Below are 24,931 nucleotides of genomic sequence, written 5' to 3'. Positions count from 1 at the left end.
GGCTTATTTCAACGCGCCGGCGGCTTTGAGCGCCCGCTCTTTGTCGGCATTGACCCACCAGAAATCCAGATACCCCAGATCAAGCGGCGGCATTTTATCCTCGGACGGATGCTCATACATGTTGTAATAGGCCACCCAGTGTTTGTCGTTCATATGCGCGGGGACGATGAAATAGTCGTAGCGCATGATCCGGTCGGCGGCGCGCACAAGGGCGGCCATGTCATCATAGCTTTCGACCTCAAGCACCCGTTTGCCCAGATGATCAATCGCCGGATCAGACAGACCCGCCGGGTTGAACACGTCGTTCACGTTGTCCGATCCGTATTTCTGATCAAAGCTGGAGCCTTCTTCAAACCCGTTCGTATAGCCGCTGTAGATCATATCGTAATCAAAACTTTGGGTCCGGGCTTGGTATTGGTTTGCATCGACGCGGTTGTAGCTGGCGTTCACGCCCAGCGCGACGAGGTTTTCGATATAGGGGTTGATGATGCGATCCCAAGCCGGGTTGTAATGCAGGAATTCCACATCCAGCGTTTCGCCCTTGGCATTGCGCAATTTCCCGTCAGAGTCGGGCGTATACCCAGCCTTTTCAAGCAAAGCCAATGCCTTGCGCAGGTTCTTACGATCCAAAGAGCGTTCTCCCGACGTGTGGGGCACGAACGCCTCTTCGGTGAAAATCTCAGGCGGGACCAGGTCGCGAACCTCTTCGAGGTAGGCCAATTCTTTGCCCTCCGGCAGGCCGGTGGCCTTGAGCTGCGGCGTTTCCCAAAAGCTCTCGCGCTGTTTGAACAGCCCGTATTGCAGCGTGTCGTTGGTCCAGGTGAAATTATACATCAACCCAAGCGCCAAACGCACATTGCGATCCTGGAACTTGTCCCGGCGCAGGTTGAACAAAAATCCGGCCGCACCCGGCAGCGAGCCATCATGAAGCGCAGCTTTGATCACCCAGCCCTTTTTCAAGGCCGGAAAATCATAGGCGGTGGCCCAATTCAAAGACGAGGTCTCTTGGCGAAAGGTGATTTCACCCGATTTAAACGCCTCAAACGCTGCAATCGTATCGCCGAAATAGATCACCTTGATGGTGTCGAAATTCTCGCGCCCGACTTTGAGCGGATGTTTGGCGCCCCAATAGTCCGGGTTGCGTTTGTATTTCACCCATTGGCCGGCGTCGTAGCTGTCCAACATATAGGCCCCTGTGCCGGGAGAAACATCGAAACGCTTCTCATCCAACTTGGCGTCATTGTCCTCAAACCACGCCTTTTGCATCACCAAGGTGGACCCGGCCTGTCCGATCAACCCTTTGCGCGGGATGTCCGGCTGAAAGGTGAATTTGACGGTATAAGGGTCAAGCGCCTCGACATGCGCAATCATCGCACTGACGCCCGCGCGCCAAGACGGCGTCGCTTCGTTGATGAATTTATTATGGGTGAACACCACATCCTCGGCGGTCATCGGCGAGCCGTCGGAAAAACGCACATCCTTGCGCAGGTGGAAAATCACCCACTCCTGACTTTCAGGATATTCCAATGTTTCACACAAAAGACAGTATTGCGCGCCGGTGAATTCATCCGCCGTCCCGTCCATCAGCCGCTCATACGGGGTTGACGACAAGGCGGCAGGCGTCCCTGACAGCGTAGAGAAGGGGTTCATACTGTCAAAAGTACCAACTGTGCCCAAAACAATGCCGCCACCCTTGGGCGCGTCTGGATTGACGTAATCGAGATGATCAAAGGGTTCGGAGTATTTCACCGTATCCCAGTCGGTGAACCATGTGCGCGTGATCGTGTCCTCAGCTTTCGCGGCTCCACTCAAAAGCGCCAACAGGGCCAAGATCGGGAAACCTGTGCGAAAAGCGGGGCGTGCGAACATATGGAACCTCCGAAAGTGTTGTGAGGCGCAGTTGGGCTGCGCGTCTTGCTCTGTGCGACGGTAATGTGTCGACGCGCCCACATGCAAGTTACAACACATCGAAAAACCGTGATCACACCCAAGCGCGTAAGAGTTTGCATAAGAAAACCCCCACTGGCACGCGGCCAATGGGGGTTTGTGATGCAATCAGGCGCGATCTGTTGAGATCAGCCAGAGATCGACTGAAGATAGGCCACGAGATTGGCGCGATCTTCGATCTTCGGCAGTCCTGCGAAAGACATTTTTGTGCCCGAAACAACGCCTTTCGGGTTGAGCAGAAATTCGTTGAGCGCCTCGGGTGTCCATGCGCCGCCATGAGCCATCATGCCGTCGGAGTAGGCAAACCCATCGACGCTTGCGACCACACGTTCAAACACGCCATCAAGATGCGGACCGGTGCCGTTGGTGCCGTCCACCTTGTGGCAGGCTTTGCATTTGGAAAAGACTTTTTCGCCTTTCGCAACATCCGCAGAGGCCAGAAGCTCGTCAAAGCTCACTTGGACCACCTCTTCTGCCGGGGCCGCATCCTCTTCGCCCGTGGCAATCACATAGGCTTGGGCGTGTTCGCCCTCATGACCTGCGCCGCCCATCGAGTAGATGGAAGTCCCAGCCCAATTGGCGAAAAGGAAGATCAAGAAGGTGCCGCAGAGGCCGCCGACGACCTTGGTGATGGTCATAGTGTTGAACATGTCGCGTTCCGTTTATATGCATTCGTCGCGCGCTATCTACCCGCTTCCCCTACTGCATTTCAAGGTATAAGACCGTCACCCACGCAAGTTAGCGCAAAACTATGAGACAAAAGGGGTCGAGAATGACCAGACGCATCGCATTTCAGGGAGAACCGGGGTCATATTCCCATCAGGCATGTCGCGAAGCACGTCCCGAGTTTGAGCCCCTGCCCTGCCCGACTTTTGAGGATGCGATGGAAGCTGTGCGCTCGGGGGCGGCTGACCTGGGCATGATTGCGGTTGAAAATTCGACCTACGGTCGTGTGCAGGACGTCTATCATCTTTTACCGGAATCAGGTCTGCACATCATTGATGAAACCTTCGTGCGGGTGCATGTGAACCTTTTGGGTCTGCCCGGCACAAACCCCTCCGACATCAAACTGGTGCGCGCCATGTCGGTGCTTTTGGGTCAGGCGCGCGGCTTTGTGCGCGACCACGGCCTGACCACGGTCAATTGGTCCGACAATGCCGCCGCTGCGCGTTCCGTGAAAGAAGAGGGCAATCCACAGATCGGGGCTTTTGCCTCGGAACTTGCCGGTGAAATTTTCGGCCTCGATGTGCTGGCACGCCATATTGAGGACCACAAACTCAACACCACCCGCTTTTTGATCATGGCGCGCGAGGCCGATTATACCCGCCGCGCAGACAAAATGGTCACAGCCTTTATGTTCCGCGTCCGCAACCTCCCCGCCGCGCTCTATAAAGCGATGGGGGGCTTTGCCACCAATGGCGTGAACATGACCAAGCTGGAAAGCTACATGGTCGACGGGGTGTTCACCGCGACGCAGTTTTATGCCGATATCGAAGGCCATCCCGACGATGAGAACGTGCGTCGTGCCCTGGATGAATTGGGCTATTTCACAGAAATGGTTGAGATTTTAGGCGTCTATCCGGCCGATCCGCGTCGAACCTAAACACACATTTTTAGGCGCGTCCCGATTATTTTCTGGGCGCGCCTTTGTATTCATCCGATAAATGGTCGCAAAACTTTGACACCCGCGTCTCGAACCGCTTTTGCAATGTGCTCTTGGCGAATTTCACGGACTGAACCAAAATCCGAGCCGACAAGGTGTTTGGTTGCACATCGTAGCCAAGTGTCATGCGCGTGCGGTGCGGCGACAGCGCCATAAGATCGGCGGTCAAAATCATGTCCAACCCGCCGGATTTCGCATCGGCCACCAAACCATTGGGCGCATCATAGTCGCGGATTTCAACGGCCAAATCGCGCAGTTTGCCCCGAAACGGCACTTTCAGCGTCCATCCGGCGCCAACTCCACGCGGCTGACTGGGCGATTTGCGCTTGACATCAATGCCGCGCCGCATTGCCTGACGCTCCAGGCCTTCAAAATCAGCGAAGCGCTCAAACACAAACTCTGCCGGTGCTTCAATGTCCTGACGGGTCGAAAATTTCATGCCAACTCACTTGTGATCAGTGCCCCAGGGCATGTTATCCCGTTATTCCCAACAGTCCGCAAGCCACTTGGTCAGAAGAAATTGCGCCAATGCGCCCTTTCGGGCAGGTCGAATTTTGCCAGACAGACCCGCCATCGCGTTTGCAAGCTCTTCGCGCGTCAGCCAAAGCGCATCCTCAAGCTCATTGGGGTCCAGCGTGATCTCAGTTGTCAAAGCCTCAGCGCGACAGCCGATCATCAAAGAGGCCGGAAATGGCCAAGGCTGGCTGGCGACATACTCGACCGTGCCAACGACCACCCCCGCTTCTTCCAAAACCTCACGCCGCACGGCGGCCTCAATCGGCTCGCCCGGCTCCATGAAACCGGCCAAAAGCGAATACATTCCTTCGGGCCAGGCCGCATCGCGCCCCAAAAGCACGGAATTTCCATGGGTCACCAACATGATCACCACAGGGTCAGTGCGTGGGAAATGTTGCACCGAACAAGCCGCACAATCGCGCCGCCAACCGCCATCGGACATCGCCGTGGGCGCGCCGCAATTGGCACAGAACATGTGCCGCCCATGCCATTCTAAAATGCCGCGCGCCGTGGCCGCAATCTCTGCCTCCCAGGGAGTCAAAAGCGTCATCAGCGATCTCAGGTCGCGAAACTCCGTCCCTTCGATTTCTGCACAGGGAACGGCGCCCCCTGACCATGGCAAAGCCGCCTCTTCTGTCGGCACAGCGACCTGCCAATGATCGACATCGACCGCAAAAATCGGCACATTCTCGTCCGAGAGGCCTAAGAATAGACAGGGGTGTTTGCCGGGATCATAGGCGACATGGTCGGTTGTGCAAAACGCAAGCCCGCCCGTTCGTCGCATCAAAGGCATTTTGTGCCAAAAGGTTATAACCAAAGCGTTTTCTTGCCCCCAAAGCCGCTTGGCATCAGGTCGCAAATGGGCCTCACGACGCAGCGCTCCCGCTGCAAAAACCACAGATTCTTTTCTCATGCGTTCAGCCATATGTTGGTTTTTGATACGCAGCCAGTATTTCAACTCCACATTCTTTGCAGGAAACACAAGATTATGTTGCATCTGTGCGACAATAGTTGAAAATACAACTCAAGGTTGTTGGCTCGATTGAAAAGCCCCCCAAAAGGATTTGTTTCAAGTCATAGGGCTGATAAATTTGTATCCGTCACACCAGTGTCTTGTGGCGTGTAAATGTTTGCGCCATCGTTAGTCAGAAGGAGGCGCATCATGAGCCGTTTGAAAACAAATATGAATCGCCGCGGCTTTATGTCCGGTACAATCGCAGGATCTGCCTTGATTGCTCTTCACCCTTTTTCAGCGCGTGCAGGCGTAAACCAAGCACATTTGCGGATTATGGAAACGACCGACCTGCATGTGCATGTCTTTCCATATGACTATTACTCGGACAAACCGATCGACACAGTCGGGCTTGCCCGCACTGCCGCGCATATCAATAACGTGCGTGCCGAGGCGACCAATACCATGCTGGTGGACAATGGCGATTTCCTTCAGGGCAATCCGATGGGTGATTTCATCGCCTATGAGCGCGGGATGAAAGAGGGTGACATGCACCCCGTCATCACCGCGATGAACACCGTGGGTTTTGACGCCTCCACTTTGGGCAACCATGAATTCAACTACGGCATTCCCTTTTTGATGAAGGCTTTGGCCGGGGCCAATTATCCGGTGATTTCCGCCAATGTCGTCTCCGAGATGGGTGCCAACCCACGCGCCGATAAAACGCTTTTGCCACCCTATGTGATTTTGGATCGCGAGCTGACCGATGGCTCCGGCGAGACCCACACCATCAAAATCGGCCTAATCGGGTTTGTCCCGCCGCAGATCATGATGTGGGACCGCAAGAACCTTGAAGGCGCCGTTGAGGCCCGCGACATCGTCGAAACAGCCCGGGCCTATGTGCCTGAAATGAAAGAAAAAGGCGCGGATATTATCATCGCACTGAACCACTCTGGCATCGGTTCTGCCGATCACAGTGACAAGATGGAAAATGCCTCCGTGCCTCTGGCCGAGATTGACGGCATTGACGCGCTGATGACTGGGCATTCCCACCTTGTTTTCCCGTCCGCGACCTATGATGGCTATGCGGCCGTCGATGCGCAAAAGGGCCTGATCCACGGCAAACCGGCGGTGATGGGCGGCTATTGGGGTTCGCATCTGGGTGTCATGGATTTGCTGTTGGAGAAAGATGGCACTGCGTGGCGCGTGGTGACCAATTCGGTCGAAACTCGCCCGATCTCGCAGCGCAACGAAGACCGCTCGATATCGCCTTTGGTCGAAAGTGTCGAACCGGTTTTGGCCTCGATCCTGGACGTTCATGAACAGACGCTCGCCTATGTGCGCCGCGCCGTGGGCAAAACCAACGCGCCGCTACATTCCTATTTTGCCCTCGTGGCCGATGACCCGTCGGTGCAAATCGTCTCCAACGCCCAGCTTTGGTACATTGCCGAGATGATGAAAGGCACCGAACATGACGGCCTGCCAATCCTCTCCGCTGCGGCACCGTTTAAGGCCGGTGGTCGTGGCGGGGCTGAGTATTACACCGATGTGGCCGTGGGCGATGTGGCGATCAAAAACGTCGCCGATCTTTACCTTTACCCGAACACGATCCGCGCGGTGCGGATCAACGGCGCGCAACTCAAAGGCTGGCTGGAGCGCTCCGCTGGCATGTTCAATCAGGTCGAAAAAGGCGCGAAAGATGCGCTTTTGCTCAACCCGGATTTTGCCTCCTACAATTTCGATGTCATCGACGGCGTGACCTACCAAATCGACATTTCGCAGCCGTCGCGGTTTGACACCAATGGCGAGGTTTTGAACCCGAACGCCTCGCGCATCGTCAATCTGACTTACAATGGCGCACCGGTGACCAAAGACATGGAATTCATCGTCGCCACAAACAACTATCGCGCGGGCGGTGGCGGCACCTTCCCCGGCGCTGATGGCTCGACCGTGATTTTCGAAGGCCCGGACACCAACCGCGACATCATCGTGCGCTATATCGTGGACCAAGGGACGATCAATCCGGCCGCCGACAACAATTGGTCACTTGCCCCCTTGGGTGACACCACGGTGTTGTTCGAAACCGGCCCCGCCGCACGTCAACATTTGGCCGATCTCGAAGGGCTCACAATTGAGGACGCGGGGGAAGGCCATGATGGCTTTGCGCAATTCCGCATCACGCTTTGAATATCAGGGGGGTGGGTTTGGTCACCTAGACCCGCCCCAGCGAGTCGCACACTTCTGAGTGCCCTTACGTCATGCAGACGTCGAGATTCGCCATATTTGCGCAATATTTAAGCATAAGTGAATTTATGCGCTGTGATTTTGCGCAGCGCATAAATCGTATACACCATTGTGGACCTTACCCTCGCGGCAAAAATACCTCTGCGCCACACTGAGTTGGAACGACACGAGGGAAATCCATGTTCTATAAATCCATTACAACTCTGGCAGCCTTTGCGCTGACCGCAACCGCTGCCTATGCCGAAACCGCGCTGCCTTTTGCGCTCGATTGGAAATTCGAAGGCCCCGCCGCCCCGTTTTTCACCGCGATCGAGGCCGGGTATTTCGCCGATCAGGACCTGTCGGTGGAAATCTCTGCCGGTCAGGGCTCGCTTGACGCGATCCCGAAAGTGGCCACCGGCGCCTATCCCGTTGGCATGGCCGACATCAACAGCCTGGTGAAATTTCTCGATCAAAACCCCGGCGCGCCCGTCACCGCAATTATGATGATCTATGACGCCCCGGCGTTTTCGGTTGTGGGTCGCAAATCCTTGGGTATTGAAGCACCGAAAGACCTTGAAGGTCACGTTTTGGGCGCACCGCCGCCCGATGGCGCATGGGCACAGTTCCCGATTTTTGCCGCCGAAAACGATCTCGACATGTCGAAAATCACCGTCGAGCCGGTGGGTTTCCCAACCCGTGAACCGATGTTGGCCGAAGGCAAAGTCGATGCTGTCACCGGCTTTAACTTTTCATCCTACCTCAACCTCGTGCGTCTTGGCGTGCCTGAGGATGACATTTCGACCATTATGATGAGCGATTTTGGCGTGAGCCTTTATGGCAACGTGCTTTTGGTCAACACCGACTTTGCCGCCGAACACCCCGACGCGATCAAAGGCTTTTTGAGCGCGGTTGTCGCCGGTTGGAAAGACGCGGTTGTCGATCCGAAAGCCGCCGTGGAAAACATGGTGAAATACAACCCGGCCTCTGATGTCGATCTTGAAACCCGCCGCTTGGAGCTTGCGCTCGAAGGCAACGTGTTGACCGATTACGTTGTGGCCAACGGCTTTGGTGGCATTGACGACGCGCGGTTTGAAGGCTCTTTGGAGCAGCTCGGCATGGTCTATGACTTCAAGGCCGCACCAGATGCGAGCCTCTATTTCACCGACGCCTATCTGCCCGCCGCGGCGGATCGGATGCTGAAATAAGCGCCTGAACTGAATGATGCGGGTGCGGGACCTTTTCAAAGGCCGCGCCCGCTTTTTATGGCAAGACCCGACTGAATTCGGGAGCCAGACACGGCCCAGATACGGCAGAGAGCCAGATGACAAACCTCATAGACATCAAAGGCGTGACCCATGCCTACAAAACCGAAAACGGCCCCCTGCCCGTTCTCGAAAACCTCAACATTTCGGTGCCGGAAGGCGATTTTTGCGCCGTGGTTGGCCCGTCTGGTTGTGGCAAATCCACGCTGACACGCCTGATCGCCGGGCTGATTAAACCCGATGAGGGCGAGGTTTGGCTGCATGGCGAACGCGTTACCTCGCCGCGCTCGACCGTGGGCATGGCGTTTCAAAACCCGGTGCTTTTGGAATGGCGCACGATTTTGGACAATGTGTTACTGCCGCTCGAAATCGTGCCCAACAGCATGAGCAAACGCCAAAAACAAGACCGCGCCCGCGATCTTTTGGCGCTCGTTGGCCTTGATGGATTTGAGGACAAACGCCCCTCTGAACTCTCCGGCGGGATGCGCCAACGCGCCTCTCTGTGTCGCTCCATCGTCCACAAACCCGACGTGTTGATCATGGACGAACCCTTTGGCGCGCTTGATGCCTTTACCCGTGAAGACCTGTGGCAAACCATGCACCGCCTGCGCGCCGAAGAACCGTTCACCGGTGTGTTGATCACCCACGATTTGCGCGAGAGCGTCTATTTGGCCGACGAGGTCATTGTGCTCTCTGGTCGACCAGCAACGACCCAACATGTTGAAAATGTAAAACTTTCGGGTCGCACCGATTTGGAAGTGATTTACACGCAGGAGGCCACAGATATTCTGCATCGGCTGCGCCATCAGATCGAAGTGGCGCAGGGTCGCGCAGAGGTGGTGGCACAATGAAACATTGGAAAAAAGTCGCCACGCCAACGTTCGCCATCATCGCGTTTCTGGCGTTTTGGGAATTCATCGTTTGGTTCAACCACTGGCCAAATTACAAAATGGCCTCGCCCTCGGATCTGATCCCCGCCTATGCGAAATATTGGAACCTGTTCCTCATTTACGGTTGGCAAACGCTCTGGCGCACCGTTGTCGGGCTGATCGTTGCGGTTATTTTCGGCACCTTGATCGGCATGGTTATGGGCTTTTCACGCACCATGCGCGACGCGCTCTACCCGCTTTTGGTCGGCTTCAACGCCATTCCCAAAGCCACCGTTGTCCCGGTGATCGCGCTGATTTTCATCGGTCAGCATGATTTCAACACCATTCTCATCGCCTTCATGATTTCGTTCTTTCCGATCTCCGTGGCGGTCTCCATCGGCCTGTCCACCTTGGAGCCGGAATATCGCGACATCTTGCGCTCGCTCGGGGCCTCGAAATGGACGATTTTCTGGAAGATCGCCTTGCCCAAAACCCTACCGGAATTTTTCGGCGCGTTGAAAGTGTCGGTCACGCTGGCCTTTATCGGCACCAACCTGATGGAGATCGTCGAACCGCATGGGCGCGGCCTTGGCCACCTGTTTGATAGCGGCAAAATCAACGCCGATTACCCGCTGATGTTCGCGGTTCTGATCGCTTTGGCGTTTTTGGGGATCGTACTTTATTACATCGTCGTCGCGCTGGAGAAAATCTTTGCCGGTTGGGCGGAACGCCCACAGGGATGAATGGGCGGAATGCCCATAGGGGTAAAAACATCATCAAGAGGGCGAGGGTCATCCGCCCTCTTGCGAATCCGCCCTGTGACGCTTATGTAACCCCTTGAGAGGTTGGCGCGGGCGAGCGCCTCGCCAACCCGGTCAGATCCGGAAGGAAGCAGCCGTAACGAGTCCAGCTTGGGTCGTTGTCCAGCCTCTCACCTAACGCCACCGGGTCGCAGCTTTGAAAGCGTGGCCCGCAACCGCCAACCGAGGAGGAATTTGATGATTGTCTTGTCTTGCACCCCTCGGGCTGTTGCCGTTTAAGGCGTTTCCCATTTTCGGACTGCCCGAGACCGAATGCCCTCGCCGCCCTACCCGGCGCGAGGCCCTTTTTGTGTCACGCAAGGCAGACCAATGACCCAAGACACCACATCTACAGACCTGAAAACCCTCGGCTGGAGCCAGTTTTTCACCAGCCAACTCAGCATCGAAGAACTCGAAACCCTCACCCCCATGCGCCTGTCCGAAGTGCGTCGTCGCTCCGTAGTGGCGCTCTCCGCCGGGCTTGATCGGCTCGACATTTCTCTGACCGGAGATCATGTCGCCACCGATATGGCGGTGGGTGACTTTGTCCTTTCGGACGGCGAACGCATCATCCGGCGGCTGGATCGGCGCACGCTAATCTCGCGCCGCGCCGCAGGCGTTGCCGCCTCCGCGCAACTGATCGCCGCCAATATCGACACGCTGTTCATCACCACATCGTGCAACACCGACTTCAACGAAGCGCGGCTCGAACGCTATCTTGCCATTGCGATCGAAGCCGAAGCCACGCCCGTGATCGTCATCACCAAGGCCGACAAACCCGAAGACATCCCGGTCGAGGCCTATGTGGACCGAGCCAAGGCGATTTACGATCAGGCCGAGGTTTTGGCGATCAACGCCAAAGACCCCGCCGACATCGCGCGTTTGGAGCATTACTGCGGCACGGGGCAAACCCTCGCGCTGGTCGGCTCGTCAGGGGTGGGCAAATCCACCATCGCGCGTGGGCTGACGGGCGAGGATTTGGACGTCGGCGACATTCGTGAAGACGATGCCAAAGGTCGCCACACCACCACGGCACGCTCCATGCACCGGATGCACGCTGGCGGCTGGTTGATCGACACGCCGGGGATGCGCGAATTGGCGTTGCACGATGCGATGGAGGGAATTGGCACCCTGTTTGAGGACATCACCGATCTGGCGATGACCTGCAAATTTTCGGATTGCCAACATCGCACCGAACCCGGCTGTGCCATCCGTGCGGCAATTGAAACGGGTGAACTGGATGAGCCACGGGTCGAGCGTTGGCGCAAGCTGATGGAAGAGGACAGCCGCAATTCGGAAAGCATTTCCGAGGCGCGCGGGCGCGGGCGGAAGTTCTCCAAAATGGTGAAACAAGCCAAAAAGGTCAAAAGCGTCAAACGCGGCGAGTGAGCCCAATCGCAAAGATCGCATGAAACACGGTTGCGGGGTTTGCCCCGCAGCCTTACCTTAGCCGCAACGGATCACTTGGGAGAAAACGCATGTCTGACACCGACGCAGGCTATAAGGTTCTGGCACGCAAATACCGCCCGGAAACCTTTGCCGACCTCGTCGGTCAGGACGCCATGGTGCGCACGCTCAAAAACGCCTTTGCGGCGGATCGCATCGCCCAAGCCTTTATCATGACCGGCATTCGCGGCACCGGCAAAACCACCACCGCGCGGATCATCGCCAAAGGGATGAACTGTATCGGATTGGATGGCAATGGTGGGCCGACGACCGAACCCTGTGGCCAATGCGAACATTGCATCGCCATCACCGAGGGGCGTCATGTCGATGTGATGGAAATGGACGCCGCCTCGCGCACGGGCGTGGGCGACATCCGCGAAATCATCGACTCGGTGCATTACCGCGCCGCCTCTGCGCGATATAAAATCTACATCATCGACGAAGTTCACATGCTCTCGACCAGTGCGTTCAACGCGTTGCTCAAGACGCTCGAAGAACCGCCCGCCCACGTCAAATTCATCTTTGCCACCACCGAAATCCGCAAGGTGCCCGTGACGGTGCTGTCGCGCTGTCAGCGCTTTGACTTGCGTCGGATTGAACCCGAAGTGATGATCGCGCTGTTGCGCAAAATTGCGGGCGGCGAAAACGGTCAGATCACCGACGAAGCGCTGGCTTTGATCACCCGCGCTGCCGAAGGCTCGGCGCGTGATGCGACCTCGCTTTTGGATCAGGCCCTGTCACATGGTGCGGGCGAAACCACGGTCGAACAGGTCCGCGCCATGTTGGGGCTGGCGGATCGCGGTCGGGTGCTGGATCTGTTCGACATGATCATGGCCGGCGACGCAGCGGGCGCTTTGGGCGAGATCGGCGGGCAGTATGCCGACGGGGCTGACCCTTTGGCGGTGCTGCGCGATCTGGCCGAAATCACCCATTGGATTTCGGTGATCAAGATCACACCCAATGCCGCAGATGACCCGACCATCGGCCCGGACGAACGGATGCGCGGGTTGGCGATGGCGGAGAAATTGCCGATGCGGGTGCTGTCGCGAATGTGGCAGATGTTGTTGAAAGCCCTCGAAGAAGTCTCCGCGGCGCCAAATGCGATGATGGCCTCAGAGATGGCGATCATCCGGCTGACCCATGTCGCCGACCTGCCGATGCCCGAAGATTTGGTGCGCAAACTTAACGAGCAAAACCCACCGCCGCGCCCACCTTCTGGTCCAAGTGGTGGCCCTGGCGGCGGTGGGGCCGCGCCCTCCGGTGGCGGCTCGGTCTCGGCCCAAGGCGGTCCAATGGGCGGCGGTCACGCCACCCACGGGCCAACGATGATGGGCGCTGGCGCATCGGGTGCCGCCACCGCTTTGGCGCAGGCCCCGGACACCGCTTTGGCGAAATATCCGCGCTTTGAGGATGTGGTCGACTTGATCCGCCTGCACCGTGACGCGAAACTTTTGATCGACGTGGAAAACCATGTGCGGCTGGCGAAATACGCGCCCGGTCGGATCGAATTTCAGCCCCATGATGAGGCCCCCGCCGATCTGGCCCCACGCCTGCAAAGCCGCCTGTTTGCCTTTACCGGCCACCGCTGGGGCGTGACGATTGCGGAGGCGCCAGAAGGCGTGCGCACGATCCGTGAGGTCAAAGATGCCGAACGCATTGCCTTGGAGATCGAAGCCAAAGCCCATCCGATTGTCGCCAAAGTGTTTGAACTTTTCCCCAGCGCGAAAATCGCCGAGGTGCGCACCCCCGAGACCAAAATGCAGGCCGCCCAACTTGAGGCTCTGCCCGAGGTTGAGGATGAATGGGACCCGTTTGAAAGCGATTGACGATCGCAGACTTCACCCCCAAATCAGACCAAGTCAGAGATCAGGAGAACAACATGCTTAAAGGCCTAGGTGGGCTCGGCGATATGGCCGGGATGATGAAAAAAGCCCAGAAAATGCAAAGCGATATGGCGGAGCTTCAGGAAAAATTGTCGGAGATGACCGTCATGGGCGAAAGCGGCGCAGGGCTTGTGAAAGCCACCGCGACCGCCAAGGGCCAGTTGGTCGGGCTCGACATTGATCCGTCGATTTTCCACCCCGACGAAAAAGAAGTGGTCGAGGATTTGATCCTTGCGGCCATCAAGGATGCGCAAGCGAAAGCGTCGCAACGCGCCGAAACAGAGATGCAGAAACTGACCGAGGGCCTTGGGCTTCCGGCTGATTTCAAACTGCCGTTCTGAACCGATTGTGGGTGAGGATCGTCAGGATATTGAGGCGCTGATCGACCTGATGGCGCGTTTGCCGGGGCTTGGACCGCGCTCGGCCCGGCGTGCCGTGTTGCACCTGATCAAAAAACGCGGACGCCTGATGTCCCCCTTGGCGACACAGATGCAATTGGTGGCGGATACGGCACGCGAATGCATCACATGTGGCAATATCGGCACGGGCGATCTCTGTGGCATTTGCGCTTCCGAAAAGCGCGCCATAGGTGAGATTTGCGTGGTCGAAGACGTGTCGGACCTTTGGGCGATGGAACGCGCGGGCGGATTTAAAGGCCGCTATCATGTGCTGGGCGGGACATTGTCCGCGCTCGATGCCGTCGGGCCAGAAGACCTGCGCATTCCGGCGCTGATCCAACGGGTGATGGACGAACAGGTGCATGAGGTGATCCTGGCGCTCAACGCCACGGTCGATGGCCAAACCACGGCGCATTACATCAGTGATGAGCTGGCCGGACGCTGCGCGGTGACGTCTTTGGCGCAGGGCGTACCAATTGGCGGTGAGTTGGATTATCTCGATGACGGCACGATCAGCGCGGCGCTGAAAGCGCGTAAATCCGTCTAAATCCACACCTCGACCAAACACGAAAAAACCCAGACCGACCGGCCTGGGCTTTCTTTTTCGACTGGATGTCAGACACTTACTTGTCGTCGTCTTCGTCCTCATCGCCGTGATCGGGCAGGTTAAAGAAGCTGTCCGCATCTGGCAGGGCCTCTTCTTTTTCCTCTTCATGGTCACGACCAAAGGAAAAGGTCTCAAGCCCGGAGATCGAAGACGGCATTTTCGGCTCTGCATCCATACCCAAGGATTGTTCCGTGGACAGCAGTTTGCGGCGCTCGTCATCGGTCATCGCTTCGCCATTGGCGGCGCGTTTCTGGGCGGCTTTTTGCACGGCTGTGTCCAGCTCGGATTGCTTACACAGACCCAAAGCAACCGGATCAATCGGCTGCATGTTGGCGATGTTCCAATGGGTGCGCTCGCGGATGGATTGGATCGTCGGTTTGGTGGTGCCCACCAGTTTGGCGATCTGACTATCGGCCAATTCCGGGTGAAATTTCACCAACCAAAGGATCGAATTCGGGCGGTCCTGACGTTTAGACAGTGGCGTGTAGCGCGGGCCACGGCGTTTTTCTTCGCCTTGAGCGGCGGCATTGTATTTCAACGACAGGCGCGCCATCGGGTTTTCTTCGGCCGCTTTGATTTCCTCTGCAGTCAACTGATTGTTGGCCACCGGGTCAAAGCCACGCACGCCAGCCGCCACATCGCCATCGGCAATGCCTTGAACTTCAAGCTCATGCAGGCCGCAGAAATCGGCGATTTGTTTAAAGCTCAGCGTGGTGTTATCGACCAGCCAGACAGCGGTGGCTTTCGCCATGATCGGTTTTGCCATAGGACACACTCCATAAATAGGTCTTGCCCGAATACAACTTCTCCGTCGCCTGAAAGGGCTTTCCCGGAGGCCGGGACGGTTCACGTTGTCGGGGAACTTGGCGGCTGTATACTGCGGATCGAGAAAAGAGGGAAGAGAAAATGCGTAAACGGATCGTGAGTGCCCTGCTGGGCTTGGTTTTGCTCATCGCACCACCTGCGATGGCAGAGGGCGAGCGGGCCGGGGATTTCGACTATTATGTGTTGTCTCTGTCTTGGTCCCCGACATGGTGTACTCTTGAGGGTGAGGCACGCAATTCGCCGCAATGTGATCGTGATCTGGGATGGGTGCTGCATGGGCTTTGGCCGCAGTACGAACAGGGCTACCCCTCCTATTGCAACACCACCGCGCGCGACCCGTCGAAACGCGAAACTGCGGCGATGGAGGACATTATGGGGACCGATGGTGCGGCGTGGTATCAATGGAAGAAACACGGGCGCTGTGCAGGGCTTTCGGCATCGGATTACCTTGCCACCGCACGCGACGCTTACGCAAAAATCACCCGCCCAGAGGTGTTTCGCAAACTGACCAAGGACGTCAAACTCCCCGCCGCTTTGATCGAGGACGCGTTTATGAAAGAGAACGCCGGATTGGACAAAAACGAGATCACCGTGACCTGCAAAGCCAGCCGTATCCAAGAGGTGCGCATTTGCCTGACCAAGGATTTGGAACCACGCAGATGCGGCGCGGATGTGATCCGCGATTGCACCTTGGATGACGCGTTGTTTGAGGCGATAGAGTGAGTATTTGACCTGCAATGAAGGCGCAAAACCCTCCATTGCAGGTCAAAATATTCAGAGCGCCAATACGATCTTGCCGATATGGGCGTTGGTTTCCATCAAGGCATGGGCACGGCTTGCCTCCGCAAGCGCGAATTCGGAATGCATCACCGGACCAACCTGCCCGGCTTCGATCAACGGCCAGACTTTCGCCAACAGAGCTTCGGCGATTTTGGCCTTGGCCGCATCCGATTGCGGGCGCAGCGTTGAGCCGGTCAGTGTCAGCCGCCGCATCATCACCTGAGCAAAATTCAGCTCAGCCTTTGAGCCTTGCAAGAAGGCGATGTTGACCAAGCGACCCTCCATGGCGAGCGCACGCACATTGCGCGGGATGTAATCGCCGCCAACCATGTCGAGGATCAGATTGGCCCCGCCCTCGGCTTTCAGAACCTCGACAAAATCCTCATCGCGGTAGTTGATCGCCCGTTCCGCCCCCAATCCTTCACAGGCTTTGCATTTCTCGGCGGAGCCTGCCGTGGCAAACACCCGTGCCCCGAAAGCGCGGGCCAGTTGGATGGCCGTGGTGCCAATGCCGGACGAGCCGCCATGGACCAAAAACCGCTCCCCCGCCTGTAATGCCCCGCGCATGAACACATTGCTCCAGACGGTGAAAAACGTCTCCGGCAAACAGGCGGCTTCTTTCAACGAGAGGCCTCTGGGCACGGGCAGAGCATGGGCCGCCGAGGTGGCCACATAATCGGCATAGCCACCGCCGGGCAACAGTGCGCACACCTGATCGCCGATCCGCCACTCAGACACCGCCGCGCCCACTGCCACAACTTCACCCGCGCCCTCAAGACCGGGCAAATCGGACGCGCCCGGCGGCGGATTATAAAGCCCCGCGCGTTGCAAAGCGTCGGGACGGTTGACCCCGGCATAGGCCAGTTTGATCACGATCTCGTCGGCTTTGGGCGTCGGCACCGGGCGTTCACAAAGCGTCAGACCTTCGGGGCCGCCCGGCGCGGAAATCTCAATCGCACGCATGGTGGTCGGCAGGGTGGTCGGCGGGGTCATTCAGTCGCTCCTTGCGTGCTCTGTTGGGTTCCGGGGACATCTGTGCGGCCCGCGCCCGCGGGGGCTTTGATCATACCAAACAGCGCGTTCGGCACGGCGAAGAGCGCAGACAGCGCCTTGTTGTCGCGCACCGTAGCCTTGGTCTTTTCAATCTTCATCACATCCTCGATGCGCCGGTCGAGGAAGGCGCGGGTGTCGGTAAAGCCTTCGCTGTCATCGCCGAGCCAGAACAGCACGGTCGAGGCAAACACACCCGACAAAGTCACGCGTTTGGTGTACCAATTCACATCGCGCGAGGTGTCGCCCAGCGCGGTCCAAATGGCATCCGCTGTTTCCCAGACCAATTTCGTGCCCTCAGGCGCATGAAGCGGCAGCGAGAACAGCGACATGCCACGGCGCACCAATTCGCGATCCACCGTTTGCAACCGCAGCCATACGGCATGGGTGACGCGGTCAGTGAAACGCAAGGTTGAGAGATCGGTTTCCGCGAGCGCCTTGACCATCTCGCGGTCGCCGCGTTTGTGATAAGCACTGGCCAGATCGACGGAGCCACGCGGGGCGGCGACGCGCGCCAAACCTTCGGACACACCCGAATCAGCAATCGCCGCTTTAAACGTCTCAGGCCCCCAACCATCAAACACCACATGAACAAGGGCGGCATCGAGCAGTTTTTCACGAGTCGGATCGGGATAAGCGGTTGTTGTCATCTGATACGTCCTTTTGCGGCTTACGAGCATAGTAGACAAGCTAGGGTGACTTTGCTATATGGCCACTTCCTGCAATTCATGCAAATCTAACTAGGAAGGTGGTGACACCACATGCAGGTTAGCGTTCGTGATAACAACGTCGATCAGGCCCTCCGGGCTCTGAAGAAAAAACTTCAACGTGAAGGCGTTTTTCGTGAAATGAAGCTGAAGCAACATTTCGAAAAGCCGTCCGTGAAGAAAGCGCGCGAGAAGGCCGAGGCCATCCGCCGTGCCCGTAAGCTGGCTCGTAAAAAAGCTCAGCGCGAAGGTATGTCTCTTTAAGCCGTCAGGCCCCGAGAGGCTCGACGTTTCGAGCGGCCCTTGTCCGCAAGGATGATGGGACATAAAAATACGACCCCCGTGGCGCAAGCTCCGGGGGTTTGTTTTTATTCAACGGGATCGACCGAGACCGGCAAAGGTCAGAGTGCCAAAGCCGCCGCTTCGTCATCGCTAAACAGGCGCGATCGCGACAGAAAGCATTGGCCACGCCCGGTGTCGAGCGAAAATCCCGCACCATGGCCGGGGGCTGCATCCAGAACCATCTGACTGTAGCGCCAAATTTCAAACAGAGACTCGGAGACCCAAACCTCGGCCCCCTCAATTTCGCCCAGCTTCACATCGCGCAGCCCAATCAAATAGTCGCCCTTCTTGTAACACATCGGCGATGAGCCATCGCAACAGCCGCCCGATTGTACAAACATCACCGGACCATAGTCCGTGACGATATCGGCCAGCAAAGCCCGCGCGGCAGGGGTAGCAATCACACGATCAGGGATCATCGGACCCTCCAAAACAAAACGCCAAAACGGGGACAGGGCGCAGCCAAAGCCACGCCCTGTAGAGTGAGGGGACACGCAAACCGCGCGTCCCCACGGGGAGGAGCTTAGAAGAACCCGAGTTTGTTCGGGTTGTAAGACACCAGCATGTTTTTGGTTTGCTGGTAATGGTCGAGCATCATCTTGTGGTTTTCACGTCCGACGCCGGACTGTTTGTAGCCACCGAATGCAGCGTGCGCCGGGTAAGCGTGGTAGTTGTTCACCCAAACACGACCGGCCTGAATGTGACGACCGAAGCGGTAGCAGGTGTTCATGTCACGCGACCAGACGCCAGCGCCGAGGCCGTACATCGTGTCATTGGCGATTTGAAGAGCTTCTTCTTCGGTTTTAAAGGTGGTCACGGAGACGACCGGGCCAAAGATTTCCTCTTGGAACACACGCATTTTGTTGTGGCCTTTGAGGATGGTCGGCTGGATGTAATAGCCGTCTTTGAGATCGCCACCAAAGCGCGCAGCATCGCCGCCGACAAGAACTTCGGCACCTTCTTCGCGACCGATGGTCAGGTAGGACAGGATTTTTTCCTGCTGCTCGGCAGACGCCTGAGCGCCAACCATGGTGTTGATGTCGCGCGGATCGCCTTGTTTGATGGCTTTCACACGAGCAATACACCGTTCGATGAACTCTTCGTAGATGTCTTCCTGGATCAAAGCACGCGACGGGCAGGTGCAGACTTCGCCTTGGTTGAAGGCAAAGAGAACAAAGCCTTCGACAGCTTTGTCGAGGAAGGCGTCATCTTCGCGCATCACATCGGAGAAGAAGATGTTCGGCGATTTGCCACCCAACTCCAAGGTCACCGGGATCAGGTTCTCGGTGGCATATTGCATGATCATGCGGCCGGTTGCGGTCGAACCGGTGAAAGCGATTTTAGCAATGCGCGGCGAGCGCGCAAGCGGCGCACCGACTTCGGCACCATAGCCGTTGACGATGTTGAGCGTGCCAGCCGGCAGAAGATCGGCGATGAGTTCCATGAACACCATGATCGCAGCCGGGGTCTGTTCTGCCGGTTTCAGCACGATACAGTTGCCAGCGGCCAGAGCAGGCGCGATTTTCCAAGCGGCCATCAGGATGGAGAAGTTCCACGGAATGATCTGGCCGACAACGCCCAGAGGCTCATGGAAGTGATAGGCGATGGTGTCCGAGTCGATTTCCGACATGGAACCTTCCTGGCCGCGCAGAACACCCGCAAAGTAGCGGAAGTGGTCGGCGGAAAGCGGAATATCGGCAGCCATGGTTTCACGGATCGGCTTACCGTTGTCCCAGGTTTCTGCCGTTGCGATGGCTTCGAGGTGCTCTTCGATCCGGTCGGCGATTTTCAACAGGATGTTGGCGCGCTCCGTAGCGCTGGTCTGGCCCCATGCGTCTTTGGCGGCATGAGCGGCATCCAGGGCCAACTCGACATCGGCCGCGTCAGAGCGGGCCACTTCACACACTTTCTGGCCGGTGATCGGCGTGGTGTTGTCGAAATATTTGCCGTGGACAGGCGGGGTAAATTTACCACCGATAAAGTTGTCATAACGGGCTTTGAAAGGCGATGCGTACTGTGCGCTCGCGTCAGCTTGAACGTTCATTGTTTTCCTCCTCAGGGTGTTGACGTCTCCCACGCCAACATATGAAGAGAGTGTGAACGCGACCTTAAGCTGCGGTCACCCCCTGTTTCCCACGCCGCAGCGCGGCAATGTCTCAGGGGTGAGACAGGTACGGATCAGTTTTCACCGTTCTCGCCAATCCCGAGCCGTTTCATCCGGCGATAGAGCGTGGCACGACCGATTCCAAGTTCACGCGCCGCCGCAGACACATTGCCACCCGCCCGCGCAATCGCCCGTTTCAACGCCGCTCGCTCGGCCCGCTCCAAGGCAGACACGGTGCTATCCCGCCCCAGAATATCCGACGCCGGTGTGGGCACGATATGCGCCCCCTGCCCCAGTCCAAACGCACGGCGCGCCGCACGGGTGGCACCGATGATCAAATCGTCATGATCCACCGCCAAAAGCACCGCCCCATCCGGGCGATCTTCAGGGGCGGTGATGATCCGGGCTTTCGGGAACGCGGCGCGGAAGGCATCTGTTTCTATTTGCTTGGCGGTTTGGGCCACAACATTGGAAATCAACCGCGCATAGGCTTCGGTCTGATCGGCGCGGCAGGACGACACATCAAGGGCGGCAATCAATTCGCCATCGGGGCCAAAAATCGGCGCATCCATGCAGGACATCACCGTGTTGCGGCTTAGAAAATGTTCGTCGCGGTGGATCGTGATCTGACGTGCCTCGGCGATACAGGTGCCGATGCCATTGGTGCCCTCGGATTCCTCCGACCAATCGGCCCCGGTCCAAAGCCCCCAAGATTGAAACGTGTCAGAATCAGCATCTTTGGAGCGCTGATCCAAGACCACCCCGTCCCGATCTGTCATCATCACCGAACAGCCGGTGTTACCTACCATTTGAAACAGTTGGTCGAGTTTTGGCGAGGCAAGATTCATAAAACCGCCAAGCCGCTCGCGACGCTCCGAGATTTCCGCCTCCGAGAACCGTCGCGGCGTCACCGGGCGTTCGGGATCAAGCCCATGCTTTTTCAGAGACCGCCGCCAACTGGCCGTCAAACGCGTGCCAACGGACCCCGATTCGACGGTAGAAATGACGTGTTCTGCGTGGTTTATGCGTGCCATGATGCCGCCTCCTCCCAAATGCGACAGGTCGTAGACTTACCACAGGGTCGGTCAATCACCAAACCCAGACCTTTAGACAGGTAATGCCGTGGTTTTGAACACGGTGCGCATGGCGAAAGACGATTGCATGGTTTGCACGCCGGGCAGCGCGACGAGGCGGCGGTGAATTTGGGCAAAGTGATCGGTGTCGGCGGCGACGACTTTGAGGATGTAATCCGCCTTGCCCGCCATCAGGTGACATTCCAAAACGTCAGGCACATTGCGCACCGCCTTTTCAAAAGCGTGCAAAATATCGTCGGCTTGGCTGGTGAGCGTGACCTCGACAAAAACAGTGGAGCGACGATCCAAATGGCGCGGGTCCAAAAGTGCCACATAGTCGCGGATCAACCCTTCGGCTTCAAGCCGCTGCACCCGACGATGACAGGCGGAGCTGGACACATTCGCCTCTTGCGCAAGATCGGCGTTTGAAATGCGTCCCTTGCGCTGTAAAATTCGTAAAATCCGCCGATCCGTTTCGTCAATTTTGATCATCTCGGCAGCCTCTCCCGGTTTTTCCAGATAATTCGTCCCAATCTCCCACAGTTTATTTTTTTCGGCAAGCCGCGACGGATATGGCCGCCTGTTGCGTATGAAAGATGTGTCCCCGAGACGTGATGCCTTATAGCATCACGCGAAAAGGCCCGTTGGTGCGATCCAACGGGCCTTTTTGATGTCTTCCATGCCTTGCGAGCACTCGGGTTGTTACTTTTTCAAAGAATCGCGAATTTCGATCAGAATATCGAGCTCGGACGGGCCTGCCGGAGTAACCTCTTTCGGAGGCAAGGCTGCGGCTTTGAGTTTGTTGACGTAGCGCACCAACATGAACACCACGAAGGCGATGATCAGGAAATTGATGACCGCCATGAGGAATGCCCCATAGGCAAACACCGCCGCACCCGCTTCGCGGGCCGCGTCCAAAGACGCGCCCGCGGGCACCTCGCCGGACAGCACCAGATAGTTGTTGGTGAAATCCAAACCGCCGGTGAACAGCCCGATGAACGGATTGATCAGGTCGGCGACCATGGAGCTGACGATCGCAGTAAAGGCGGCACCAACGATAATACCAACCGCCATGTCCATGACGTTGCCTTTGGCGATGAAATCTTTAAATTCTTTGAACATTCTCTGTCCCCGTTCTTACCAATTCCGCCGTGTCCAAACGACGCAGTGACGCACATTGCGTAGCACATTGACGCACATCCTTTAATGGTTTTCTTTCGGCATTCCAGCAATACCTTAGGGGAGATTAACCAGCCCTTCACCGCAGGAGCCTCGATGACCCAGACTGTCAATCACCCGATTTCCGCCCGCTGGCCCGCAACCGAGCCTGAAAAAATTCAGCTCTATTCGTTTCCCACACCAAACGGAGTCAAAATCTCCATCGCGCTTGAGGAAATGGGGCTGGCCTATGAGCCGCATTTGGTCACCCTGGCCGATGCGGATGTCAAAAGTCCCGAATTTTTGGCGCTCAACCCAAACAACAAAATCCCCGCCATCATTGATCCGAACGGCCCGAATGGGGCGCAAATCGAATTGTTCGAATCCGGTGCAATTCTGATTTATCTGGCTGAAAAATCTGGCAAATTCCTCTCCAAAGACCCAAAGACGCGCTATGAGACGCTCCAATGGCTGATGTTCCAAATGGGCGGCCTTGGCCCGATGTTTGGTCAACTTGGGTTCTTTTATAAATTCGCAGGCGCCAAGATGGAGGACCCAACTGCCCGCGAGCGTTACATCGGTGAGGCCAAGCGCCTTTTGGCCGTGGTGGACGCCCAACTTGAGGGACGTGATTGGATTGTGGGAGACTATTCGATTGCCGATATGGCCATCGCGCCCTGGCTGAATGCGCTTGATTTCTATGGCGCAAAAGAGGTGACAGGCTATAACGATTTGAAAAACGTGCCCGCCTATGTCGCCCGCTTTTATGCCCGTCCTGCGGTTGATCGGGCGAAAAACATCCCGGCGCGGCCGGAGTAACCGGCGCACCTTCAGGCGCTGAGACAGAGGACCCATGCGGCAAGATCGGCTCTTCATTTGGATCATCGCTGCCTATTTCGCGACCCACACTGTACTTCGAACGGTCCTGGGCGGGTCGTTCGAGGTCGATGAGGCCGAAATGTTCGTCATGGCGCAAGAGGTCCACTTGGGTTACGGGCCACAAGCGCCGCTTTATAATTGGATTCAAGCCGGTGCGTTTGCGCTGTTTGGGGCCAATACATTCGCCGTCGCCGCGGCCAAAAACCTCTTGCTCTTTATCACCTATGCGCTGTTTTTTGATGGTTTGCGGCGGGTTCTCCCGTGTCAAACGGCGGTGCTTGGCACGCTTGCGCTGTTGCTTTTGCCCAATGTGTCTTGGGAAGGGCAGCGCGCCGGATCGCATAGCATCGCCATGCTGGCCACGATGGCCGCAACTTTTTGGGTGATGGCACGTCAGACAGAGGTGCCAAAGCCGTGGCACCCTATCGCGCTTGGTCTGGCTCTAGGCTTAGGCGGGCTCGCCAAGTTTAACTTTTGGCTCTTCCCTCTGACGCTGTTCCTATCTGCCCTCACTGTGCCAGAGATCAGGGCTCGACTAATGTGGCGCACCCTTTGGCAATCGGGGCTTGTCGCAGCCCTGATCCTCATCGCACCGATGGCGTGGATGGTCCTGCATTCGGATCAAACCATGGCCTCGGCCTATAAATTCTACTATCCGCCGAAATATGAGACCCTGCCCACATGGCTTGCGGGGCTGGTCGAATACGGCGTTCAAACGCTCGCGGCGCTGGCATTGTTGCTTATGGTCCTCATTGGCGCGCGTTTGGCGCAAGGCCGCGCCGCTCTGCGCTTTGGTCCCGCGATGCCTATGGCGCTTTGGTTGATGCGGGCCGGGATGATCGGGTTGGGATTGGGCGCAGTAGCCGTTGTTGGATTTGGCGTCACCGATGTTCAACCGCGTTGGCTGTTGCCGATGTTGGTGCCACTTTCCATCGGTCTGATGATCTGGGTCACACAAAGCCTCGGCCCGCGCACGAAACGCGCGATTTTGGGCGTTTGTGCCGCCTTGGCCGTCCTGATCTTGGCCGCCATGGCCGACACAAGGCTGCGCGGTGCCGGATCAGATTCGATGCGGGTGGATGTCCTGGCCCAGGCCATTGCCGCAGACCTGCCCGGGGGTCCTGTCGCAGTGATCAGTGGCAATTACTACTTCGCCGGCAACCTGAAATATCACCGCCCAGACTGGCAAGCCCTCGCCCCGCTGCCCAACCGCGTCCCCGCGCCGGGCACGGTTGCGGTGGTGCTTGTCGGTGGCGACATGGTCGCGCGGTCTGAGGCGGTTTTGGCCGAGCACGGCATCAAACCAGACGCGATCGCCAAGGTGATACAACACAGCGCCACCCTGCCTTATCGGTTCGAGGACGTGAAAACCATCGACGTGCCCTACGCGATAGTCGAATTGAAAAACGGCGCCGAATAGACGCCGCTTTCCTCACATTTCAAG

25 protein-coding genes and 1 other RNA gene are annotated in these 24,931 nt (G+C 57.3%); 14 read left to right on the top strand and 12 right to left on the bottom strand.

Annotation, left to right across the window (positions count from 1 at the left end; translation table 11 throughout):
• Positions 1 to 3: 3 nt before the first annotated feature.
• Together B30_RS12380 and B30_RS12375 are read right to left on the bottom strand one after the other, a co-directional pair.
• Entirely contained in the window at positions 4 to 1,869 is a 1,866-nt protein-coding gene (locus tag B30_RS12380) for an extracellular solute-binding protein (RefSeq protein ID WP_009572431.1), read from the bottom strand.
• A 206-nt stretch (positions 1,870 to 2,075) separates the two neighbouring features.
• Complete coding sequence (locus B30_RS12375) at positions 2,076 to 2,597, bottom strand: c-type cytochrome (RefSeq protein WP_009572430.1); 522 nt, start codon at positions 2,595 to 2,597, stop codon at positions 2,076 to 2,078.
• A 122-nt stretch (positions 2,598 to 2,719) separates the two neighbouring features.
• On the opposite strand from B30_RS12375, the gene B30_RS12370 reads away from it, so the two are divergent.
• Positions 2,720 to 3,550, top strand: a complete 831-nt coding sequence (locus tag B30_RS12370) for a prephenate dehydratase (RefSeq protein WP_009572429.1) — start codon at positions 2,720 to 2,722, stop codon at positions 3,548 to 3,550.
• A 25-nt stretch (positions 3,551 to 3,575) separates the two neighbouring features.
• Here the strand turns inward: B30_RS12370 and B30_RS12365 are convergent, their stop codons facing one another.
• Positions 3,576 to 4,049 (bottom strand): SRPBCC family protein, encoded by a 474-nt coding sequence (locus tag B30_RS12365; protein WP_009572427.1) that lies wholly within the window; start codon positions 4,047 to 4,049, stop codon positions 3,576 to 3,578.
• A gap of 42 nt (positions 4,050 to 4,091) precedes the next feature.
• The gene (nudC, locus tag B30_RS12360; protein ID WP_040402443.1) at positions 4,092 to 5,039 is read right to left on the bottom strand and encodes an NAD(+) diphosphatase; all 948 of its coding nucleotides are present in this window, start codon (positions 5,037 to 5,039) and stop codon (positions 4,092 to 4,094) included.
• Positions 5,040 to 5,288: 249 nt separating this feature from the next.
• On the opposite strand from nudC, the gene B30_RS12355 reads away from it, so the two are divergent.
• The 9 genes from B30_RS12355 (at position 5,289) to recR (ending at position 14,509) form a co-directional block, all read left to right on the top strand.
• Positions 5,289 to 7,265: a bifunctional 2',3'-cyclic-nucleotide 2'-phosphodiesterase/3'-nucleotidase gene (locus B30_RS12355; protein ID WP_009572423.1), complete on the top strand. Its 1,977-nt coding sequence runs from the start codon at positions 5,289 to 5,291 to the stop codon at positions 7,263 to 7,265.
• A gap of 236 nt (positions 7,266 to 7,501) precedes the next feature.
• On the top strand, positions 7,502 to 8,509 hold the full coding sequence (locus B30_RS12350) for an ABC transporter substrate-binding protein (RefSeq protein ID WP_009572420.1): 1,008 nt from the start codon (positions 7,502 to 7,504) through the stop codon (positions 8,507 to 8,509).
• Between the two features lie 116 nt (positions 8,510 to 8,625).
• Positions 8,626 to 9,417, top strand: a complete 792-nt coding sequence (locus B30_RS12345; RefSeq protein ID WP_009572418.1) for an ABC transporter ATP-binding protein — start codon at positions 8,626 to 8,628, stop codon at positions 9,415 to 9,417.
• A complete protein-coding gene (locus B30_RS12340) occupies positions 9,414 to 10,178 on the top strand; it encodes an ABC transporter permease (protein ID WP_009572417.1) in 765 nt (254 codons plus the stop codon). The genes B30_RS12345 and B30_RS12340 overlap by 4 nt, the downstream gene beginning before the upstream one ends.
• Positions 10,179 to 10,273: 95 nt before the next feature.
• Positions 10,274 to 10,372: signal recognition particle sRNA small type (ffs, locus tag B30_RS21770), an RNA gene on the top strand.
• A gap of 193 nt (positions 10,373 to 10,565) precedes the next feature.
• On the top strand, positions 10,566 to 11,624 hold the full coding sequence (gene rsgA / locus B30_RS12335; protein ID WP_009572416.1) for a ribosome small subunit-dependent GTPase A: 1,059 nt from the start codon (positions 10,566 to 10,568) through the stop codon (positions 11,622 to 11,624).
• 89 nt (positions 11,625 to 11,713) lie between these two features.
• Complete coding sequence (locus B30_RS12330; RefSeq protein WP_009572415.1) at positions 11,714 to 13,507, top strand: DNA polymerase III subunit gamma/tau; 1,794 nt, start codon at positions 11,714 to 11,716, stop codon at positions 13,505 to 13,507.
• Between the two features lie 53 nt (positions 13,508 to 13,560).
• Positions 13,561 to 13,905 carry a YbaB/EbfC family nucleoid-associated protein gene (locus tag B30_RS12325; protein WP_009572414.1) on the top strand — a complete coding sequence of 115 codons (345 nt, stop codon included), beginning with the start codon at positions 13,561 to 13,563 and terminating at the stop codon, positions 13,903 to 13,905.
• Positions 13,871 to 14,509 carry a recombination mediator RecR gene (gene recR, locus B30_RS12320; protein WP_009572413.1) on the top strand — a complete coding sequence of 213 codons (639 nt, stop codon included), beginning with the start codon at positions 13,871 to 13,873 and terminating at the stop codon, positions 14,507 to 14,509. The genes B30_RS12325 and recR overlap by 35 nt, the downstream gene beginning before the upstream one ends.
• Before the next feature lie 76 nt (positions 14,510 to 14,585).
• On the opposite strand, the gene B30_RS12315 is transcribed toward recR, so the two are convergent.
• A complete protein-coding gene (locus B30_RS12315; RefSeq protein ID WP_009572412.1) occupies positions 14,586 to 15,335 on the bottom strand; it encodes a DUF1013 domain-containing protein in 750 nt (249 codons plus the stop codon).
• Between the two features lie 140 nt (positions 15,336 to 15,475).
• Here B30_RS12315 and B30_RS12310 point away from each other — a divergent pair, with 140 nt between their 5' ends.
• Positions 15,476 to 16,117 carry a ribonuclease T2 family protein gene (locus B30_RS12310; protein WP_009572411.1) on the top strand — a complete coding sequence of 214 codons (642 nt, stop codon included), beginning with the start codon at positions 15,476 to 15,478 and terminating at the stop codon, positions 16,115 to 16,117.
• Between the two features lie 51 nt (positions 16,118 to 16,168).
• Here the strand turns inward: B30_RS12310 and B30_RS12305 are convergent, their stop codons facing one another.
• Together B30_RS12305 and B30_RS12300 are read right to left on the bottom strand one after the other, a co-directional pair.
• A complete protein-coding gene (locus B30_RS12305; protein ID WP_085952035.1) occupies positions 16,169 to 17,149 on the bottom strand; it encodes an NAD(P)H-quinone oxidoreductase in 981 nt (326 codons plus the stop codon).
• Between the two features lie 14 nt (positions 17,150 to 17,163).
• On the bottom strand, positions 17,164 to 17,874 hold the full coding sequence (locus tag B30_RS12300) for a COQ9 family protein (RefSeq protein WP_009572409.1): 711 nt from the start codon (positions 17,872 to 17,874) through the stop codon (positions 17,164 to 17,166).
• A 111-nt stretch (positions 17,875 to 17,985) separates the two neighbouring features.
• Here B30_RS12300 and rpsU point away from each other — a divergent pair, with 111 nt between their 5' ends.
• Positions 17,986 to 18,195, top strand: a complete 210-nt coding sequence (gene rpsU, locus B30_RS12295; RefSeq protein ID WP_009572408.1) for a 30S ribosomal protein S21 — start codon at positions 17,986 to 17,988, stop codon at positions 18,193 to 18,195.
• 137 nt (positions 18,196 to 18,332) lie between these two features.
• Here the strand turns inward: rpsU and B30_RS12290 are convergent, their stop codons facing one another.
• The 5 genes from B30_RS12290 to mscL all read right to left on the bottom strand — a co-directional run bounded on the left by B30_RS12290 (position 18,333) and on the right by mscL (position 22,572).
• On the bottom strand, positions 18,333 to 18,692 hold the full coding sequence (locus B30_RS12290; RefSeq protein WP_009572407.1) for a DUF779 domain-containing protein: 360 nt from the start codon (positions 18,690 to 18,692) through the stop codon (positions 18,333 to 18,335).
• A gap of 104 nt (positions 18,693 to 18,796) precedes the next feature.
• The gene (gene adh / locus B30_RS12285) at positions 18,797 to 20,317 is read right to left on the bottom strand and encodes an aldehyde dehydrogenase (RefSeq protein ID WP_009572406.1); all 1,521 of its coding nucleotides are present in this window, start codon (positions 20,315 to 20,317) and stop codon (positions 18,797 to 18,799) included.
• A 134-nt stretch (positions 20,318 to 20,451) separates the two neighbouring features.
• Positions 20,452 to 21,411, bottom strand: coding sequence for a GAF domain-containing protein (locus tag B30_RS12280; protein WP_009572405.1), 960 nt, complete (start codon positions 21,409 to 21,411; stop codon positions 20,452 to 20,454).
• A gap of 72 nt (positions 21,412 to 21,483) precedes the next feature.
• Positions 21,484 to 21,939 carry an Lrp/AsnC family transcriptional regulator gene (locus tag B30_RS12275; protein WP_040402438.1) on the bottom strand — a complete coding sequence of 152 codons (456 nt, stop codon included), beginning with the start codon at positions 21,937 to 21,939 and terminating at the stop codon, positions 21,484 to 21,486.
• Between the two features lie 213 nt (positions 21,940 to 22,152).
• Positions 22,153 to 22,572 (bottom strand): large conductance mechanosensitive channel protein MscL, encoded by a 420-nt coding sequence (mscL, locus tag B30_RS12270; RefSeq protein WP_009572403.1) that lies wholly within the window; start codon positions 22,570 to 22,572, stop codon positions 22,153 to 22,155.
• 153 nt (positions 22,573 to 22,725) lie between these two features.
• Here mscL and B30_RS12265 point away from each other — a divergent pair, with 153 nt between their 5' ends.
• Positions 22,726 to 23,427: a glutathione S-transferase N-terminal domain-containing protein gene (locus B30_RS12265; protein WP_009572402.1), complete on the top strand. Its 702-nt coding sequence runs from the start codon at positions 22,726 to 22,728 to the stop codon at positions 23,425 to 23,427.
• A gap of 34 nt (positions 23,428 to 23,461) precedes the next feature.
• Entirely contained in the window at positions 23,462 to 24,907 is a 1,446-nt protein-coding gene (locus B30_RS12260; RefSeq protein WP_009572401.1) for an ArnT family glycosyltransferase, read from the top strand.
• The last annotated feature ends 24 nt before the right edge of the window (positions 24,908 to 24,931 follow it).

Origin of the sequence: Celeribacter baekdonensis B30, from assembly GCF_000299875.1 — a bacterium.
Taxonomy (GTDB): Bacteria; Pseudomonadota; Alphaproteobacteria; order Rhodobacterales; family Rhodobacteraceae; genus Celeribacter; species Celeribacter baekdonensis_A.
The sequence above is the reverse complement of the archived record's forward strand: the minus strand, read 5'-3'. Positions and strand labels throughout refer to the sequence as shown.